This is a genomic window from Xanthomonas sp. LMG 12462 (genome assembly GCF_009192885.1).
Taxonomy (GTDB): Bacteria; Pseudomonadota; Gammaproteobacteria; order Xanthomonadales; family Xanthomonadaceae; genus Xanthomonas_A; species Xanthomonas_A sontii.
The window spans coordinates 1-18,469 of sequence record NZ_NMPP01000012.1 but is presented as its reverse complement, the minus strand read 5'-3'; the positions used below and the strand labels follow the sequence as shown (position 1 = coordinate 18,469).

The window sequence follows — 18,469 nt, the reverse complement described above, 5'->3', positions numbered from 1 at the left end:
ACAACACGCGCTTGGTGCCGGACCCTCACCCCAACCCCTCTCCCGGAGGGAGAGGGGCTTGAGCGTGCGCGAGGTTGCTTCAGCCATCGAGATCTCTCCTCCCTTCTCCCACCGGGAGAAGGTGCCCCGAAGGGGCGGATGAGAGTACGGGTGCCGTTACGTACAACGAAACCCAGCGCTGCCTTGCATCGCGAGTCGCTTCGCGCCGGACCCTCACCCCAACCCCTCTCGATGGGAGAGGGGCTGTGTACTGCTCCCTTCTCCCGTCGGGTGGCCCGCAGGGCCGGATGAGGGGAGGGCGCCGCGCGCTTACAGCGCCTCGATGATCCCCGCCGCGCCCATGCCGGTGCCGATGCACATGGTGACCATGCCGTATTTCTGCTTGTGGCGGCGCAGGCCGTGCACCAGGGTCGCGGTGCGGATCGCGCCGGTGGCGCCGAGCGGATGGCCCAGGGCGATGGCGCCGCCCAGCGGATTGACCTTGGACGGATCCAGGCCGCTGTCGCGGATCACCGCCAGCGACTGCGCGGCGAAGGCTTCGTTGAGCTCGATCCAGTCCAGTTGGTCCTTGCTCAGGCCGGCCTGCTTGAGCGCTTTCGGAATCGCCTCGATCGGGCCGATGCCCATCACTTCCGGACGCACGCCGGCGACCGAGAAGCTGACGAAGCGGGCCAGCGGGGTCAGCCCGTAGTCCTTGATCGCCTGCTCGGAGGCCAGCAGCACCGCACCGGCGCCGTCGCTCATCTGCGAGGAGTTGCCGGCGGTGACGCTGCCGCCGAACTGGCCGTTGCGGAACACCGGGCGCAGCTTGGCCAGGCCTTCGATCGAGCTGTCCGGACGCGGGCCTTCGTCGGTATCGACCAGTTTCTTGCGCAGGGCGATGACGTTGCCGGCCAGGTCGGGCTGGTGCGAGAGGATCTCGTAGGGGCTGATCTCGTCGCGGAACTCGCCGGCGGCGATCGCGGCGATGGCCTTCTGGTGCGAGGCGAGGGCGAAGGCATCCTGGTCCTCGCGCGACACCTTCCATTCCTCGGCCACCTTCTCGGCGGTGATGCCCATGCCGTAGGCGATGGCGACGTGGTCGTCGGCGAACACGCTCGGCGACAGCGCGACCTTGTTGCCCATCATCGGCACCATCGACATCGATTCGGTGCCGCCGGCCAGCATCAGGTCGGCGTTGCCCAGGCGGATCTGGTCGGCGGCCAGCGCCACCGCCTGGATGCCCGAGGAGCAGAAGCGGTTGATGGTCTGCCCGGCCACCGAGTTCGGCAGGCCGGCCAGCAGCACGCCGATGCGCGCCACGTTCATGCCTTGCTCGCCCTCGGGCATCGCGCAGCCGATGATCGCGTCGTCGATGCGCGAGGTGTCGATGCCCGGCGCCTGCGCCACCACCGCGCGCAGCACGTGCGCCAGCATGTCGTCGGGACGGGTGTTGCGGAACATGCCCTTGGGTGCCTTGCCGACCGGGGTGCGGGTGGCGGCGACAATGTAGGCTTCCTGGATCTGTTTGCTCATGGCTTTCTCCGAAAGCCGGGAATGGGGAATGGGGAGTCGGGAATCGTAAAGCGATTCGCGCGATCTGCAGCAGTCCTATTTCCGGCAGAAAATTAGGGGGAGAAGGAGGAGCCGGGAATGCGTTTCCATTCCCGATTCCCCATTCCCGATTCTCAGTTCCTAAGCGGCTTGCCCGTCTTCAGCATGTGCCCGATGCGCGCCTGGGTCTTTTCCTGCTGGGCCAGTTCGACGAAGTGCTTGCGCTCGAGCTTGAGCAGCCATTCCTCGTCCACCAGCGCACCGCGGTCGACCTCGCCGCCACACAGCACGGTGGCGATGCGGGTGGCGATCTCGTAGTCGTACTCGCTGATGAAGCGGCCTTCCAGCATGTTGACCAGCAGCATCTTGAAGGTGGCGATGCCGACGTCGCCGGCGACCTGGATGCGTCGCGCCGGCAGCGGCGGGCGGTAGCCGCCCTCGGCCAGGGCACGCGCCTCGGCCTTGGCGATGTACAGCGATTCGTAGCTGTTGAACACCACCTTGTCGGTGCCGCGCAGCAGGCCCAGTTCCTTGGCGTTGACCGCCGAGGTGGAAACCTTGGCCATGGCCACGGTCTCGAAGGTCTTCTTCAGCTCGGCGAACACGTCGCCGCCCGGACCCGCCGCCTGCGCCGCGCGCACCGCGATCTCCTTGAGGCCGCCACCGGCCGGCAGCAGGCCCACGCCGGCCTCGACCAGGCCAATGTAGCTCTCCAGCGCAGCCACGCTCTTGGCGCTGTGCATCTGGAACTCGCAACCGCCGCCGAGCGCCAGCCCGCGCACCGCCGCGACCACCGGCACCAGCGAGTACTTGATGCGCTGGCTGGTGGCCTGGAAGTTGGCGACCATCGCCTCGAACGCATCGACCTTGCCGGCCTGCAGCAGGCCCAGCGCGCCGGCCAGGTCGGCGCCGGCGGAGAAGGGTTCCTTGTGCTGCCACAGCACCAGGCCCTTGAAGTCCTTCTCGGCGCGGCCCACCGCTTCCTGCAGGCCGTCCAGCACCTGGTCGGAGACGGTGTTCATCTTGGTCTTGAAGCTGACCACGGCGATGTCGTCGCCGTCGTGCCACATGCGCAGGCCGTCGTTCTCGAACACGGTCTCGCCCTGCGCGAACTTCTCGCCCAGCAGCGGATCGGGGAAGCGCTGGCGCTTGTACACCGGCAGCGCCGAGCGCGGCAGCTTGGCGTCGCGCGCCGGGCTGTACGAGCCTTCGGCGGCGTGCACGCCGTCGCGGCCATCGAACACCCAGTTCGGCAGCGGCGCGCTGCTCATGCTCTTGCCGGCGGCGATGTCGTCGGCGATCCACTGCGCGACCTGCTTCCAGCCGGCGGCCTGCCAGGTCTCGAACGGACCCAGCGCCCAGCCGTAGCCCCAGCGGATCGCCAGGTCCACGTCGCGCGCGGTCTCGGCGATGTCGGCCAGGTGGTAGGCGCTGTAGTGGAACAGGTCGCGGAAGGTCGCCCACAGGAACTGCGCTTGCGGATGCTGGCTCTCGCGCAGCTTGGCGAACTTCTCGGCCGGGTTCTTGATCTTCAGGATCTCGACGACTTCCGGTGCGGCGGCGCGGTCGGCCGGGCGGTAGTCCTGCTTCTGCAGGTCCAGCACCACGATGTCCTTGCCGACCTTGCGGAAGATGCCGGCGCCGGTCTTCTGGCCCAGCGCGCCCTTGCCGATCAGCGCCTCCAGCCACTTCGGCGCCTTGAAGAAGGCATGCCACGGATCGTTCGGCAGGGTGTCGCCCATGGTCTTGATGACGTGCGCCATGGTGTCCAGGCCGACCACGTCGGAGGTGCGGTAGGTCGCCGACTTGGGACGGCCGACCAGCGGGCCGGTGAGACCGTCGACCTCGTCGAAGCCCAGGCCGAACTGCTCGGTGTGGTGGATGGTGGACAGGATCGAGAACACGCCGATGCGGTTGCCGATGAAGTTCGGGGTGTCCTTGGCGTAGACCACGCCCTTGCCCAGGGTGGTGACCAGGAAGCTTTCCAGGCCTTCCAGCACCGCCGGCTCGGTGTGCTTGGCCGGAATCAGCTCGGCCAGGTGCATGTAGCGCGGCGGGTTGAAGAAGTGCACGCCGCAGAAGCGGTGGCGCAGCTGTTCCGGCAGCACGTCGGACAGGGCGTTGATGCCCAGGCCGGAGGTGTTGGAGGCCAGCACCGCATGGTCGGCCACGAACGGCGCGATCTTCTTGTACAGGTCCTGTTTCCAGTCCATGCGCTCGGCGATGGCTTCGATGATCAGGTCGCAGTCGCGCAACTGCTCCAGGCCGGAGTCGTAGTTGGCCGGGGTGATGGCCTCGGCCAGCGCGGTGCTGGCCAGCGGCGCCGGGCTGAGCTTGGTCAGGTTGGCGATCGCCTTGAGCACCACGCCATCGGCGGGGCCTTCCTTGGCGGGGAGGTCGAACAGCACGGTGTCGACGCCGGCGTTGGTCAGGTGCGCAGCGATCTGCGCACCCATCACGCCCGCGCCCAGGACGGCGGCACGGCGGACGAGCAGGGGATTGGACATAGCGATCAGCCTCTGTGGGTCAACGTTTGCGGGATCAGGGAACCGAATGGGCGAGGAAGCCGGCTTCGGCGAAACGGATGAGTTCGCGGGCGGCGTGGGCGCGGTGCGCGCCCTCGCTGACGCCGGCGGGGCGCTTGATCAGGCCGAAGTCGGCCATGGCGTAGGTCAGGGCGCCGGCCAGGAAGTCCAGGCGCCAGTACAGCTCCTGCTTGCTCAGCCCGGGCACGCAGGCGGCGATGGCCTTGCCGAACTCGCGCAGCACATGGCCGTAGTGGTCGGACAGGAACTGGCGCAGGCTGTCGTTGTTCTCGGCGTAGGCGCGGGCGATCACCCGCACGAAGGCGCCGCCGCTCTGCCGCTCCTGGGCCATCGCCAGGGCCGGCTCGACGAAGGCCGCCAGTACCGGACCGAGCTGGCCGGGATGCTGCCGTTGCGCGGCTTCCAGCTGCGCCATGCGCGCGGCGGTCATTTCGTCCATGCGCCGCCGGAACACCTCGTTGACCAGGTTTTCCTTGGACCCGAAGTGGTAGTTCACCGCGGCGATGTTGACATCGGCCTGGCTGGTGACCTGGCGCAGCGAGGTGCCGGAAAAGCCGTGCTGCGCGAACAGTTCCTCGGCCGCGCTGAGGATGCGGTCCTTGGTCGAGAAGTGCGCTTGCTTTGCCATGCGGCCGCCAGAATCAATCAAACGATTGTTTGAGTCTAGGCCCGGGCGGTGGGCGCGTCATGCTGCTTTGCAGCACGATTCAGGGCCGGCCGTGCAAAGCCGGCGCCGATTGGATAGAATTGTCCATCGCAATTCTGGCTAAGCCCGCGTTTTGACGCGGGTTTTTTTCATGTTAACCTCGGGCCTTCAGTGGCCCGCCCAACGGAGAACTTCCCATGGCGCTGGAGCGCACCCTGTCCATCATCAAGCCCGATGCCGTCGCCAAGAACGTCATCGGCGAAATCTACTCGCGCTTCGAGAAGGCCGGCCTGAAGGTCGTGGCCGCCAAGTACAAGCAGCTGTCGCGCCGCGAGGCCGAGGGCTTCTACGCCGTGCACCGCGAGCGTCCGTTCTTCAACGCGCTGGTCGAGTTCATGATCTCCGGCCCGGTGATGATCCAGGCGCTGGAAGGCGAGAACGCCGTGGCCGCGCACCGCGACCTGCTGGGCGCCACCAACCCGAAGGACGCTGCGCCGGGCACCATCCGCGCCGACTTCGCCGATTCGATCGACGCCAACGCCGCGCACGGTTCGGATTCGGTCGAGAACGCCGCCAACGAAGTGGCGTATTTCTTCGCCGCCACTGAAGTGGTTTCGCGCTAAGCGAGGTCGTCGTGAACGAGGTCGTCCATCCTCCCTTGGCCATCGCCGATCCCGTGCGGACCGGCGCGGCGGCCAAGCAGAATCTGCTCGACCTCGATCGCGAGGGGCTGGAGCGCTTCTTCGCCGAGACCCTCGGCGAAGCGCGTTACCGCGCCCACCAGGTGATGAAGTGGATCCACCACCGCTACGTCACCGACTTCGACCAGATGACCGACCTCGGCAAGGCGCTGCGCGCCAAGCTGCAGCAGCATGCCGAGGTCGTCGTCCCCAACATCGTGTTCGACAAGCCTTCCGCCGACGGCACCCACAAGTGGCTGCTGGCGATGGGCGTGGACGGCAAGAACGCGATCGAGACCGTCTACATCCCCGACAAGACCCGCGGCACGCTGTGCGTGTCCTCGCAGGTCGGCTGCGGCCTCAACTGCACCTTCTGCTCCACCGCCACTCAGGGATTCAACCGCAACCTCTCCACCGCCGAGATCATCGGCCAGGTGTGGGTGGCGGCGCGGCACCTGGGCAACGTGCCGCACCAGATGCGCCGCCTCACCAACGTGGTGATGATGGGCATGGGCGAGCCGCTGATGAATTTCGACAACGTCGTGCGCGCCATGAGCGTGATGCGCGACGACCTGGGCTACGGCCTGGCCAACAAGCGCGTGACCCTATCCACCTCGGGTCTGGTGCCGCAGATCGACCGCCTGTCCAGCGAGAGCGACGTGTCGCTGGCGGTGTCGCTGCATGCGCCCAACGACGCGCTGCGCGAGACGCTGGTCCCGCTCAACAAGAAATACCCGATCGCCGAACTGATGGACGCCTGTGCGCGCTACCTGCGCGCCAACAAGCGCCGCGAGTCGGTGACCTTCGAATACACCCTGATGAAGGGGATCAACGACCAGCCCGAGCATGCGCGGCAACTGGCGCGGCTGATGCGCCAGTTCGACAATGCGGTGCAGGCGTCGAACGCTGGCAAGGTCAACCTGATCCCGTTCAATCCGTTCCCGGGCACGCGCTACGAGCGCTCCGGCGAGACCGAGATCCGTGCATTCCAGAAGATCCTGCTGGACGCACAGGTGCTGACCATGGTGCGGCGCACGCGCGGCGACGACATCGATGCGGCCTGCGGGCAGCTCAAGGGGCAGGTCATGGACCGTACCCGCCGGCAGGCCGAGTTCAAGCGCGAATTGCAGACGCGGGCGGATCGGGATGCGGCGGCGTAGCCAAGTGCGTTCCATCGCGGTGGTGGCGATCGCAGTGCTGGCCTTGCCGGGCTGCAACTGGATCGCTGCGAAAACCGGCACCGTGCGCACCGCCGAACAGGTGCAGCCGCATTATTCCTTCCGCGACAGCCGCGCGGTGAAGTCGCGCGTGGCCTTGCAGGAACAACTGGGCCTGGCCGCCAACGGGCTCGCCTCCAACGACCTGGACGCAGCGCAGACGCATGCGCGCAAGGCCCTGGCAGTGGACGCCGACTCGGTCGACGCACTGACCGTGCTGGCGGTGGTCGCCGATCGCAAAGGCGATGCCGCGACCGCCGGCGGGTACTACCGCAAGGCCGCCGAGCTGGCGCCGAGCAACGGCGCGACCTTGAACAACTACGGTGCCTGGCTGTGCGCGAACGGCTCGCCGGCGGAGTCGCTGGCCTGGTTCGACCGCGCGCTCGCGCTGCAGGACTACGCCACGCCGGCCTCGGCGCTGGCCAACGCCGGCGGCTGCGCACTGCAGGTCGGCCAGCGCGAGCGTGGCGAGCGCGACCTGCGCAAGGCGCTGGAGCTGGATCCGGACAACGCGTACGCACTCGAGGCGATGGCCCGCAACGAGGTCGCGCAGGGGCGCTTTTTCGAGGCGCGGGCCTTCTCCGAGCGGCGTCTGGCGGCTGCGCCTGCCACCGCTTCCGTGTTACAACTTGCTATTCAGATTGAGCAAAGGCTGGGCGACAAGGCTGCCGCCGGCCGTTACCAACAGCGGTTGCGCAAGGAGTTTCCCGACGCCGCGACCACGACACCCGGGGCTAGTGCATTGTGATCAGTGATTCCAATCCGAACGCTTTCGATGGCGCCAAAGGCTGCGGGCAACAGCTCCGCGAGGCGCGCGAAGCGGCCGGCCTGAGCATCGACGACGTCGGCAGCCGACTGCGCATGCCGGTGCATGTGGTGCAGGCACTCGAGTCGGAGCAGTGGCAGCGCCTTGGCGCGCCGGTCTTTGTCCGCGGGCAGCTGCGCAGCTACGCGCGCCTGCTCGGCGTCGACCTGGAGCCGTTGCTGCAGACCGCGCAGATCGCGCCGGTGCAGCCGGTCGAATTGATCAGCCACACGCATACGCCGCCGCTGCGGCGCATGCTCGAAAGCGCCACGCGGCGCATGGTCTACGTGGTGATCACCGCCGGACTGGCGGTGCCGGTGTGGTACGCCACCCGTAGCCATTTCGCCGACGACAACGGCCCCAGCACCGCCTCGCTGGATGTGGTGCCGGGCACGCCGGGTACGACCGCTGCCGCGACGGCGACGCCGGCCAACGGTGCTGCTGCGCCGGTGCCGACCACGCCGGCGGCCACGCGTCCGGCGCCAAGCGCCGCGGCGCCGTACATCGCTTCGCTGACGCCGATGCCGCGTCCGGCGGCAGAGCCGGAGAAGAACAGTCTGAGCCTGTCGTTCCAGGGCGACAGCTGGGTGCAGATCCTCGCGCCCGACGGCACGCCGGTGGAGAAGGCACTGCTGAAGGCCGGCGAGACCCGCACGTACGCGCCGGGGCAGGTCGGACGTGTGGTGCTGGGCAATGCCTCCGCGGTCCAGGTTCAGCAATCCGGGAGTACCGTGGATCTGACCCCGTTCAGGCGCGCGAACGTGGCGCGCTTTGCGGTATCCTCTGACGGTTCCGTGGTGCCCGCCTCCGAGTGACGGCGGCGCGGTTCCTCACTTTCAACATTCCATGTCCCGTCGCAGCGGCGGGGCGAGAGTACGCATGGCGATTGACGACCTGCTCGACGAGCACGAACAAAGCGAACGCGTCCGCACTTGGCTCAGGAAGAACGGCGCCGGCCTGATCGGCGGCATCGTCCTGGGCCTTGGCGCGATCATCGGCTGGCAGTGGTGGACCAAGCAGCGGTCCAACGATCTGGCCCAGGCCAATACCCGCTACGAAGCGGTGCTCAAGAGCATCCAGGCCAATCAGCTGGACAAGGCGGCCAAGGACATGGCCGAACTGCAGCAGGGCTCGACCAACATCTACGCCGAACTGGCGGCGCTGCGCCTGGCCAAGGCGCAGGTCGATGCCGGCAAGTCCGATGCCGCGTTGACCACGCTGCGCGCGCTCAAGGCGGACGGCGAAATGAAGGTGCTGGTCGACCATCGCGTGGCGCGGTTGCTGATTTCCGGCGGCAAGCCGCAGGACGCGCTGGCGCTGGTGGCCTCGGCCACCGATTCGCAGGGTCTGGAGATTCGCGGCGATGCGCTGATCGCGCAGGGCAAGCGCGAGGCGGCGCGCGATGCGTACGCCAAGGCGCTGACCAGCCTGGACGTGGCCTCGCCGCAGCGGCGCGTGGTCGAAACGAAATTGATGGATGCGGGCGGCAGCGTGCCGAATGCCGCGGAGCCGATCTGATGAAGGTAGTCATGTTCAAGCGTGTCGCCACCGTGGCCCTGCTGGGTCTGGCCTTGTCGGGCTGCACCACCGTCAAGGGCTGGTTCGCCGGCAAGGATGCGGCCGCCAAGAAAGCCGCCGAGCCTGCCGAACTGGTGAAGTTCACCCCGTCGGTGAAGGTGGTGAAGCTGTGGTCCACCGACGCCGGCAAGGGTGAGCGCCAGATCGGCGTGCGCCAGCGCCCGGTGGTGGCCGACGGCAAGGTGTATGCGGCCGCGACCTCCGGCACGGTGTACGCGCTGGATCTGCAGACCGGCAAGACCATTTGGGAATACGACGCCAAGCAGGCGCGCAAGCAGCAGCTGTCGCAGGCCGAGGACCAGCCGAAGAGCCAGGTCGAGAGCGAGTCCGGCAAGAACCTGTCCAAGGACGAGCGCGCCGCCTACAAGCAGCGCCTGCGCAACGAGAAGCAGCAGGCCAAGGAGCGCAAGCGGCTCGAGAAGAAGCGTCCGCTGCCGCGCTTCGCCGGTGGTCCGGGCGTGGGCGACGGCCTGGTGGTCGTCGGTGCGCTGGACGGCGCCGTGATCGCGCTCGATGCCGCCAACGGCACCGAGAAGTGGCGCGCCAAGGTGCCCAACGAAGTGATCGCCGCGCCGGTGATCGCGCAGAACATGGTGTTCGTGCGCAGCAACGACGGCCGCACCACCGCCTTCGATGCGGCGACCGGGCAGCAGCGCTGGTTCAATGCGCAGGAACTGCCGAGCCTGACCGTGCGCGGCAATGCGCCGGTGGTGGCGGGTCCGGGCGTGCTGTTCATCGGCAACGACGACGGCACGCTGGCCGCGCTGGCGATGCAGGACGGTCGTGTGCTGTGGGAGCAGACCATCGGCGTGCCGGAAGGCCGCACCGAGCTGGAGCGCATGGCCGACGTCGACGGCGCTCCGGTGCTCGACGGCACCACGCTGTATGCGACCAGCTTCAAGAACGAGACCGTGGCGCTGGAAGGCCCGAGCGGCCGCCCGCTGTGGAACCGCGATCACGGCGGCGCCGGCGGTGTCGGCGTCAGTTCCGGCAACGTGGTGGTGGCCGACAACGCCGGCACCGTGTGGGCGCTGGACAAGGCCTCCGGATCGGCCATGTGGTCGCAGCCGGGGCTGGCGCGCCGGTCGCTGACCGGCGTGGCGATCCAGGGCGATTACGCCGTGGTTGGCGACTACAAGGGCTATCTGCACTGGCTCCGGCTCGACAACGGCGAGTTCGCCGCGCGCGAGCGGGTCGGCCGCAAGCCGCTGGTGGCGCAGCCGGTGGTCGCGGACGGGATCCTGCTGATGCAGAACACGAAAGGCGACCTGACCGCGTTCCGGTTGGGTCAATAACAAGAGAAGGATGTCGCGATGCTGCCGCTGGTCGCCCTGGTTGGACGGCCGAATGTCGGCAAGTCCACGCTGTTCAATGCGCTGACGCGCAGCCGTGACGCGCTGGTCCACGACCAGCCCGGCGTCACCCGCGACCGCCACTACGGGGTATGCCGGCTGCAGCCGGACACCCCGTTCGTGATCGTCGACACCGGCGGCATCTCCGGCGAAGAGGAAGGCCTGGCCGGCGCCACGGCCGAGCAGGCGCGCGCCGCCGCCGGCGAGGCCGACCTGATCCTGTTCGTGGTCGATGGTCGCGAGGGATCGTCCGCGCTCGACGACGAGATCCTGGCTTGGCTGCGCAAGCTGGCGCGGCCGACCCTGCTGCTGATCAACAAGATCGACGGCACCGACGAGGACCAGGTGCGCGCCGAATTCGCGCGCTACGGCCTCGGCGAGGCCATCGCGGTCTCCGCCGCGCATCGCCACGGCATCGACGACCTGCTCGACGAGGTCTTGGAGCGGCTGCCGGAAGAGGGCGCTGGCGAGACCCTGGACACCGATCCGGCGCGCATGCGCATTGCCTTCGTCGGCCGCCCGAACGTGGGCAAGTCGACCCTGGTCAATCGCCTGCTGGGCGAGGAGCGCATGATCGCCTCCGAGGTGCCCGGCACCACCCGCGACTCGATCGCTGTGGATCTGGAGCGCGACGGCCGCCTGTACCGGCTGATCGACACCGCCGGCCTGCGTCGCCGCGGTCGCGTCGAGGAGGCGGTGGAGAAGTTCAGCGCGTTCAAGACGCTGCAGGCGATCGAGCAATGCCAGGTCGCGGTGCTGATGCTCGATGCCGGCGAGGGCGTGACCGACCAGGACGCGACCGTGCTCGGCGCGATCCTCGACGCCGGCCGCGCCCTGGTGGTGGCGATCAACAAGTGGGACGGGCAGAGCGACTACCAGCGTGCGCAGGCCGAAGACCTGCTGTCGCGCAAGCTCGGCTTCGTGGCCTGGGCCGAGGCGGTGCGCATTTCGGCCAAGCACGGTTCGGGCATGCGCGAACTGTTCCAGGCGATCCATCGCGCGCACGCCTCGGCGGTGCGCGAGTTCAGCACCAGCGAAGTCAACCAGGCGCTGGAAATCGCCTACGAGAGCAATCCGCCGCCGAGCATCCGCGGTCACGTCTCCAAGCTGCGCTACGTGCATCCGGGCGGCAGCAATCCGCCGACCTTCATCGTCCACGGCACGCGCCTGAAGGTGCTGCCGGAGTCGTACAAGCGCTACCTGGAGAACTTCTTCCGCAAGCGCTTCAAGCTGGTCGGCACGCCGGTGCGCTTCATGTTCCGCGAAGGCGCCAATCCGTACGAAGGCAAGAAGAACGTGCTGACCGAGCGCCAGATCGCCAAGAAGCGGCGCCTGATGAAGCACGTCCGCGGCAAGTAGCTGCACGATGGATACGCGGCGCGCGATCACGCTCGGCATTCTCGCCGGCGGCCGCGCGCAACGACTGGGCGGGTGCGACAAGGCATGGCTGCAGCGCGGCGGGCAGGCGCAGGTGCACTGGCTGGTGCAGGCGCTGGCGCCTCAGGTCTCCCGCGTGCTGGTCAGCGCAAACCGCAGCTTGCCGCACTATGCCGCCATCGGCCTGCAGGCCGTGCCGGACCGTGTCGCGGCACCGGCCGGGGCGGAACGTTCCTTGGGGCCGATCGCCGGGCTGGACGCGCTTGCCGCCGCCTGCGCCACGCCCTGGCTGCTGACCGTGCCGGTCGACATCTGCGTGTTGCCGCCTGATCTGCCTGCGGTGCTGGCCGCAGCCGCAGCCTCAGCCGCTGACGAGTGCGATGGCGCCTGGGTCGAGGATGCCGCCGGCGCGCAGCCGCTGGTGGCGCTGTACCGATTGGCCGCGCTGCGCCCGGCGCTGGAGGAGGCCCTGGCAGCCGCCCGCTACGCGCCACGCTCATTGCAGCAGCGCCTGCGGATGCGGCCGGTGCCGCTGCCGGAAATCGTGCTGGGCAATCTGAACACGCCGCAGGATCTGGCTGCAGCGGGTATCCTGCCGCCACCATGACCGACTATCCCTCCCGGATCGCCTACACCGACGCGCTGGCGATCGTCGCTGCCGCTGCGCGTGCCCGTCCCGTCAACAGCGAGCGCCTTGCAGCGTCGCGTGCCGATGGCCGCATCCTGCTGGAGCCGCTGGATGCGCCGATCGACCTGCCGCCGTTCGCCAACAGCGCGATGGATGGCTTCGCGCTGCGCCATGCCGATCTGACCCCGGGGGCGGCGACCGACTTGCGGCTGGCCGGCGAGCAGTTCGCCGGCGCCGATCGGCACCAGGCGCTCGCGCCCGGCGAATGCCTGCGGGTCACGACCGGCGCGCCACTGCCGGCCGGGTCCGATACGGTGGTGATCAAGGAGAACGTGCACGAGCGCGATGGCCTCGTGCAGGTGCCGGACGGGCTCGCCGCTGGCGCGCATGTGCGGTCGCGCGGCGAAGACGTGCGCGCCGGCGAGCGTGTGCTCGAGGCCGGCATGCTGTTGACGCCTTCGCGCATCGGCCTGGCCGCGGCCTTGGGCGTGGACCAGCTGATGGTGGCGGCGCGGCCGACCGTGGCGGTGTTCGCCACCGGCGACGAACTGGTTGAGCCGGGCCTGCCGTTGCAGCCGGGGCAGATCTACAACAGCAACCGCGACATGCTGATGGCGCAGCTGCGCCTGCTCGGCCTGGCGCCGACCGCGTGGCCGACCCTGCCGGACGATCCGCAGTGCATCCAGACCATGCTCGCCGACGCCGCCTCGGCGTTCGACGTGGTGCTGACCTGCGGCGGCGTCTCTGCCGGAGAGAAGGACTACCTGCCGCGGCTGCTGGCCGAGCACGGCCGCATCCTGTTCTGGAAGGTGCGCATGCGCCCGGGCATGCCGCTGCTGTTCGGCGAGTGGGACCGCGCCCTGTTCCTGGGCCTGCCGGGCAATCCGGTGTCGGTGCTGGCGACCTTCCTGGCGATCGGCCGACCGTTGCTGGATGCGTTGCAGCGGCGCAGCGAGCCGCATCGGGCCTGGCGCGCCCGGCTGGCGGCCGGCTGGGACAAACGCCACGACCGGCTGGAGTTTCTGCGCGGGCGCATGCGCTGCGACGCCCACGGCCAGTTGTGGGCGGAGCCGAATCCCGCGGACGGCTCGCATCGCCTGCGCGGCGCCGCCGACAGCGACGTGCTGCTGCGGCTGGAGGAGGGCGCGCGCCAGTTCCAGGCCGGCGACGTGGTCGAGGTGGTGCCGTACTGAGGGCACCCCCTAAGCACCTGCATCCAACATCATCAAGCCGGATACAGGATGCCTGTGGGAATGGTTTCAGCGGGACGGGGCGTTCCCGGGCAAGCGCGTCGCGAGGTTCCTTCAGCCGCGCCGTCGACAGCGGACGCGGAACCGGTTTGCGCCGATAATGCGCGCATGGGCATTCGAGAACTGACCCCGGCACAGGCGCAGGCGCGGCAGGCGCAGGGCGCGCGCCTGATCGACATCCGCGAGGAGCACGAGCGCGTCACCGGCATGGCCGAGGGCGCGCAGGGCGTGGCCCGCGCGCAGTTGCAGGCCGACCCGGCGGCCTATCTTGGCGCCGAGACCGAGGTGCTGCTGATTTGCCAGAGCGGCAAGCGCTCGCACGACACCGCATTGTTCCTGGAGCAGGCCGGTTACACCCATGTCGCTTCCGTGCTGGGCGGCACCACGCGCTGGCAGCGCGAAGGCTTGCCGTTGCAGCGACCGACGCTGGAACCGGCGCAGGAAGACTTCTTCGACCGCTATTCGCGGCATCTGCGCCTGCCCGAAGTCGGGGTCGAGGGCCAGCGCCGGCTGCAGGCTGCGCGCGTGCTGCTGGTCGGTGCCGGCGGCCTGGGCTCGCCGGCCGGTTTCTACCTGGCCGCGGCCGGGGTGGGGCAGTTGCGTATCGCCGACGACGACGTGGTCGAGCGCAGCAATTTGCAGCGGCAGATCCTGCACGGCGATGCGCGGATCGGCCAGGCCAAGGTGGACTCGGCTGCGGCGAGCCTGGGCGCGTTGAATCCGGGCGTGCGGGTGGAGGCGGTGCGTGAGCGGGTCACCGCGGACAACGTCGAGCGGCTGCTGCAGGACGTGGACGTGGTGCTGGACGGCTCGGACAACTTTCCCGCGCGCTACCTGCTCAACGATGCCTGCGTGAAGCTGGGCAAGCCGCTGGTGTACGGCGCGGTGCAGCGCTTCGAAGGCCAGGTCAGCGTGTTCGATGCCGGCCGCCGGCGCGGGCAGGCGCCATGCTACCGCTGCCTGTTCCCGGAGCCGCCGCCGCCGGAATTCGCGCCGAACTGCGCCGACGCCGGCGTGCTCGGCGTGCTGCCCGGCATCGTCGGCCTGCTGCAGGCCAACGAGGTCTTGAAGCTGCTGCTCGACATCGGCGAACCCCTGCGCGGCCGCCTGCTGCACTTCGACGCGCTGGCGATGCGCTTCCGCGAAACCCGCCTGTCCGCCGATCCGCAGTGTCCCTTGTGCGCGCCGGAGCGGCCGTTTCCTGGCTATATCGACTATGCGCGGTTCTGTGGGGCTGAGGGTTAGCTGCTACTAGCTGTCGTTGTACGCGGCGGCATCCGTACCCTCATCCGCCCCTTCGGGGCACCTTCTCCCGGTGGGAGAAGGGAGGCGGGGTCTCGATGGCTGAAGCAGCGTCGCGCACGCTCAAGCCCCTCTCCCTGCGGGAGAGGGGTTGGGGTGAGGGTGCGGCGCGAAGCGACTCGCGATGCAGGGCAGCGCTGGGTTTCGTTGTACGCAGCGGCACCCCGTACCCTCATCCGCCCCTGCGGGGCACCTTCTCCCGGTGGGAGAAGGGAGGAGGGCTCTCGATGGCTGAAGCAGCGTCGCGCACGCTCAAGCCCCTCTCACTGCGGGAGAGGGGTTGGGGTGAGGGTGCGGCGCGAAGCGACTCGCGATGCAGGGCAGCGCTGGCTTTCGTTGTACGCAGCGGCGCCCGTACCCTCATCCGCCCCTTCGGGGCACCTTCTCCCGGTGGGAGAAGGGAGGGGAGATCTCGATGGCTGAAGCAGCGTCGCGCACGCTCAAGCCCCTCTCCCGTCGGGAGAGGGGTTGGGGTGAGGGTGCGGCGCGCAGCGCGCGACCGCTTGCTTGTCGCACAAGAAGTTCCTTGCGCGCAACACGCAGTGCGCCGCGTCTCATGTCGCATCCCGCTCCATGGGGATGCTGCGGCCTTGTGCGTAGAATCGGCGCATGACCATTGCAGCCGACAGCAGTGAATTGATCAAGGTGGTGGCGCTGCTCGGCGCGGCCGTGGTGGCGGTGCCGGTGTTTCGCAGGCTCGGTCTTGGTTCGGTGCTCGGCTATCTCGCCGCCGGCCTGGCGATCGGGCCGTTCGGCCTGGGCTGGTTCTCCGATCCGCAGGCGATCCTGCACGTCGCCGAATTGGGCGTGGTCATGTTCCTGTTCGTGATCGGCCTGGAAATGCGGCCCTCGCACCTGTGGAGCCTGCGCAAGCAGATCTTCGGCCTGGGTGCCGCGCAGATCATCGTCTGCGCGAGCGTGCTGACCGGGGTCGGACTGGCCTTCGGCTTTCCATTGCCGGTGGCCTTCATTGCGGCCTCCGGCTTCGTGCTGACCTCCACCGCGGTGGTGATGCAGTTGCTCGGCGAGCGCGGCGACATCGCCTTGCCGGCGGGGCAGAAGATCGTCGCGATCCTGCTGTTCGAAGACCTGTTGATCGTGCCGCTGCTGGCGGTAGTGGCGTGGATGGCGCCGGTACCGGCGGACGCGTCTGCGCCGTCGCGCTGGATCGGCATCGGTATCGGCGCCGCGGCGATCGTCGGCCTGCTGGCGGCGGGGCGCTGGCTGCTCAACCCGCTGTTCCGGCTGCTGGCGGCGGCCAAGGCGCGTGAGGTGATGACCGCGGCCGCCCTGCTGGTGGTGCTGGGCGCGGCGCTGCTGATGCAGCTCGGCGGGTTGTCGATGGCAATGGGCGCGTTCCTGGCCGGCGTGCTGCTGTCCGAATCGACCTTCCGCCACCAGATCGAAGCCGACATCGAACCGTTCCGCGGCATCCTGCTGGGGCTGTTCTTTCTCGGTGTCGGCATGGCGCTGAACCTGGCGGTGGTGGCGGCCAACTGGACGCTGATCCTCAGCGGTGTGCTTGCCTTCATGGCCGCCAAGGCCGCGTGCATCTACCTGGTCGCGCGGCTCACCGGCAGCGGCCATGCGCAGGCGCTGGATCGCGGCGTGCTGATGGCGCAAGGCGGCGAGTTCGCCTTCGTGCTGTTTGCCGCCGCCAGCGGTGCCGGCGTCATCGACGCGCAGATCAATGCCAACCTGACCGCCATCGTGGTGCTGTCGATGGCGCTGACGCCGCTGTTCGTGCTGCTGTACCGGCGCTGGGCACCGGTGGAGGCACCGTCGATGGAAGGCGTGGATGCAGCCGACGGCCTCACCGGCAGCGTGCTGATCATCGGTTTCGGCCGCTTCGGCCAGGTCGCCAGCCAGTCGCTGCTGGCGCGCGACGTGGACGTGACCATCATCGACAACGACATCGAGATGATCCAGAGCGCGGCCAAGTTCGGCTTCAAGATCTACTACGGCGACGGCACCCGCCTGGACGTGCTGCACGCTTCCGGTGCGCACAGCGCCCGTGCCATCGCGGTGTGCGTGGACAACCGCGAAGCGGCCAATCGTATCGTCGAACTGGCCACCACCGAGTTTCCGCAGGCCAAGCTGCTGGTGCGCTCCTACGACCGCGAGCACGCGCTGGAGCTGATCGCCGCTGGCGTGGATTACCACATCCGCGAGACCTTCGAATCGGCGGTGGAATTCGGCCAGGCCGCGCTGATCGAGCTGGGCATGGAGGAGAGCGAGGCGCGCTCCATCGCCCGCGAGATCCGCCGCCGCGATGCAGAGCGGCTGGAACTGGAGATCGCCGCCGGCGATGTGCGTGCTGGCAGGGGCCTGATGTACGGCAACATCACCGCAGTGGTGCCGACCCCGACTCCGTTCACGCCGCCACGGCGCGAGAGCCGCACGCTCAATCCGGAAGGCGTGCCGGTCGAGACCGGCGAGCCGCGTTGCGGCGATTAGCCACGGCAAGGCAGCATTGTGTGCGGTGCCCGTGTGGGAACCGACAGGGACTTGCGACGAGCCCGCCGGATGCACCGTGGGAGGGACTTCAGTCCCGACGCATTGCGCTTTCGGAAGCACACAGCACTTCGCGCGTCGTGGCTGCATGACAGTCGACTCCCGCGTACCTTTCGAGTACCCCGCCCGAGCGATGCCGCCTCAGCGCAGGAACGCCTGCAGCGCCCGCACGTAGCCCGGATCGTCGCTGATGTCGTTGTGGTCGGCCTGCGCGAAGGCGACCACGGTCGGGCGTTGCGGCAGGGCCTCGAGCAGGGCGTCGGTGCTGGCCGGCGGCACCACCTGATCGCGGCCGGCGCGCAGGATCAGCAGTGGGCCGCGATAGGCGCGCAAGGCGCGCGCCGAATCGTAGCGATCGCGCAGCAGCCAGCGCACCGGCGCCCACGGGTAGTGCGCCTGCGCCGCCGACACCAGGCTGTCGAACGGCGTCACCAGCACCAGCTGCGCCACCGCGCGGCGCGCCGCCAACTGGCTGGCCACGCCGCTGCCCAGGCTGCGTCCCAGCACCGCGATCTGTGCCTGTGGTTGCGCGGCGCGGACGTGGTCGTACAGCGCCATCGCGTCGCCGACCAGTGCGTTCTCGCTGGGCTTGCCGTCGCTGGCGCCGTAGCCGCGGTAGGCGAGCAGGTAGAGGCTGTGGTCGGGCAGGGCAGCCTGCAACTGCGCGCGTGCGAAACGCAGATCCTCGGCATTGCCGCCGAAGTACAGCAGCACCTTGTCGCGACCGGGATTGACCTGCCAGCCGCGCAGCTCCAAGTCCGCGCCGCGACGCAGCGCGAAATCGGTCTGCGCCGGTGCCACCCGCGTGCCCTGCGGGAAGTACAGCAGGTCGCGCTGGCCCAGGTAGAGCAAGGCACAGACCAGCACATAGGCCGCGGCGAGAATGGCCGCCGCGATCGCGGTGTAACGCAGCATCGCTAGCCGTGCTTGCGCTGCGCCTCGGCGAAGGCGGCCAGTTGCTCAGGTGTGGCCTCGGCCTGGTGCTGCGCCTTCCAGTCGGCGAACGGCATGCCGTAGACGCGCTCGCGCGCCTGTTCCTTG

16 protein-coding genes are annotated in these 18,469 nt (G+C 68.9%); 11 read left to right on the top strand and 5 right to left on the bottom strand.

The features are described from left to right. Positions 1-309: 309 nt before the first annotated feature. The 3 genes from CEK69_RS04030 to CEK69_RS04020 all read right to left on the bottom strand — a co-directional run bounded on the left by CEK69_RS04030 (position 310) and on the right by CEK69_RS04020 (position 4,707). Positions 310-1,515, bottom strand: coding sequence for an acetyl-CoA C-acyltransferase (locus tag CEK69_RS04030; protein WP_017913732.1), 1,206 nt, complete (start codon positions 1,513-1,515; stop codon positions 310-312). Between the two features lie 152 nt (positions 1,516-1,667). Continuing rightward, a complete protein-coding gene (locus CEK69_RS04025; RefSeq protein ID WP_152243997.1) occupies positions 1,668-4,040 on the bottom strand; it encodes a 3-hydroxyacyl-CoA dehydrogenase/enoyl-CoA hydratase family protein in 2,373 nt (790 codons plus the stop codon). Between the two features lie 34 nt (positions 4,041-4,074). Further along, the gene (locus tag CEK69_RS04020) at positions 4,075-4,707 is read right to left on the bottom strand and encodes a TetR family transcriptional regulator (protein WP_017916933.1); all 633 of its coding nucleotides are present in this window, start codon (positions 4,705-4,707) and stop codon (positions 4,075-4,077) included. Positions 4,708-4,922: 215 nt separating this feature from the next. Between CEK69_RS04020 and ndk the strand changes: the two genes are divergently transcribed. From ndk to CEK69_RS03965, 11 genes are all read left to right on the top strand, one after another. Next, positions 4,923-5,348: a nucleoside-diphosphate kinase gene (ndk, locus tag CEK69_RS04015; protein WP_002812972.1), complete on the top strand. Its 426-nt coding sequence runs from the start codon at positions 4,923-4,925 to the stop codon at positions 5,346-5,348. Positions 5,349-5,383: 35 nt separating this feature from the next. Further along, positions 5,384-6,565, top strand: coding sequence for a 23S rRNA (adenine(2503)-C(2))-methyltransferase RlmN (gene rlmN, locus CEK69_RS04010; RefSeq protein ID WP_017910708.1), 1,182 nt, complete (start codon positions 5,384-5,386; stop codon positions 6,563-6,565). A gap of 13 nt (positions 6,566-6,578) precedes the next feature. Then, positions 6,579-7,370 carry a type IV pilus biogenesis/stability protein PilW gene (gene pilW / locus CEK69_RS04005; RefSeq protein ID WP_026143845.1) on the top strand — a complete coding sequence of 264 codons (792 nt, stop codon included), beginning with the start codon at positions 6,579-6,581 and terminating at the stop codon, positions 7,368-7,370. After that, positions 7,367-8,242, top strand: coding sequence for a RodZ domain-containing protein (locus CEK69_RS04000; protein ID WP_017910710.1), 876 nt, complete (start codon positions 7,367-7,369; stop codon positions 8,240-8,242). The genes pilW and CEK69_RS04000 overlap by 4 nt, the downstream gene beginning before the upstream one ends. 64 nt (positions 8,243-8,306) lie before the next feature. Continuing rightward, a complete protein-coding gene (locus CEK69_RS03995; protein WP_017913736.1) occupies positions 8,307-8,945 on the top strand; it encodes a tetratricopeptide repeat protein in 639 nt (212 codons plus the stop codon). Further along, entirely contained in the window at positions 8,945-10,300 is a 1,356-nt protein-coding gene (gene bamB, locus CEK69_RS03990) for an outer membrane protein assembly factor BamB (protein WP_017910712.1), read from the top strand. The genes CEK69_RS03995 and bamB overlap by 1 nt, the downstream gene beginning before the upstream one ends. Positions 10,301-10,318: 18 nt before the next feature. Next, the gene (der, locus tag CEK69_RS03985; RefSeq protein ID WP_152243995.1) at positions 10,319-11,716 is read left to right on the top strand and encodes a ribosome biogenesis GTPase Der; all 1,398 of its coding nucleotides are present in this window, start codon (positions 10,319-10,321) and stop codon (positions 11,714-11,716) included. Between the two features lie 7 nt (positions 11,717-11,723). After that, positions 11,724-12,341: a molybdenum cofactor guanylyltransferase gene (locus CEK69_RS03980; RefSeq protein ID WP_152243993.1), complete on the top strand. Its 618-nt coding sequence runs from the start codon at positions 11,724-11,726 to the stop codon at positions 12,339-12,341. Beyond that, on the top strand, positions 12,338-13,555 hold the full coding sequence (gene glp, locus CEK69_RS03975) for a gephyrin-like molybdotransferase Glp (protein WP_017913739.1): 1,218 nt from the start codon (positions 12,338-12,340) through the stop codon (positions 13,553-13,555). The genes CEK69_RS03980 and glp overlap by 4 nt, the downstream gene beginning before the upstream one ends. Positions 13,556-13,720: 165 nt before the next feature. Beyond that, positions 13,721-14,857, top strand: a complete 1,137-nt coding sequence (gene moeB / locus CEK69_RS03970) for a molybdopterin-synthase adenylyltransferase MoeB (RefSeq protein ID WP_152243991.1) — start codon at positions 13,721-13,723, stop codon at positions 14,855-14,857. 666 nt (positions 14,858-15,523) lie between these two features. Beyond that, positions 15,524-17,371, top strand: coding sequence for a monovalent cation:proton antiporter-2 (CPA2) family protein (locus CEK69_RS03965; RefSeq protein WP_152243989.1), 1,848 nt, complete (start codon positions 15,524-15,526; stop codon positions 17,369-17,371). A 198-nt stretch (positions 17,372-17,569) separates the two neighbouring features. Here CEK69_RS03965 and CEK69_RS03960 read toward each other — a convergent pair whose 3' ends face one another. Beyond that, positions 17,570-18,343, bottom strand: a complete 774-nt coding sequence (locus tag CEK69_RS03960; RefSeq protein ID WP_152243987.1) for an alpha/beta fold hydrolase — start codon at positions 18,341-18,343, stop codon at positions 17,570-17,572. 2 nt (positions 18,344-18,345) lie between these two features. Next, on the bottom strand, positions 18,346-18,469 hold a 124-nt coding region (locus CEK69_RS03955), incomplete at its 5' end, for a DUF1244 domain-containing protein (RefSeq protein ID WP_148829871.1).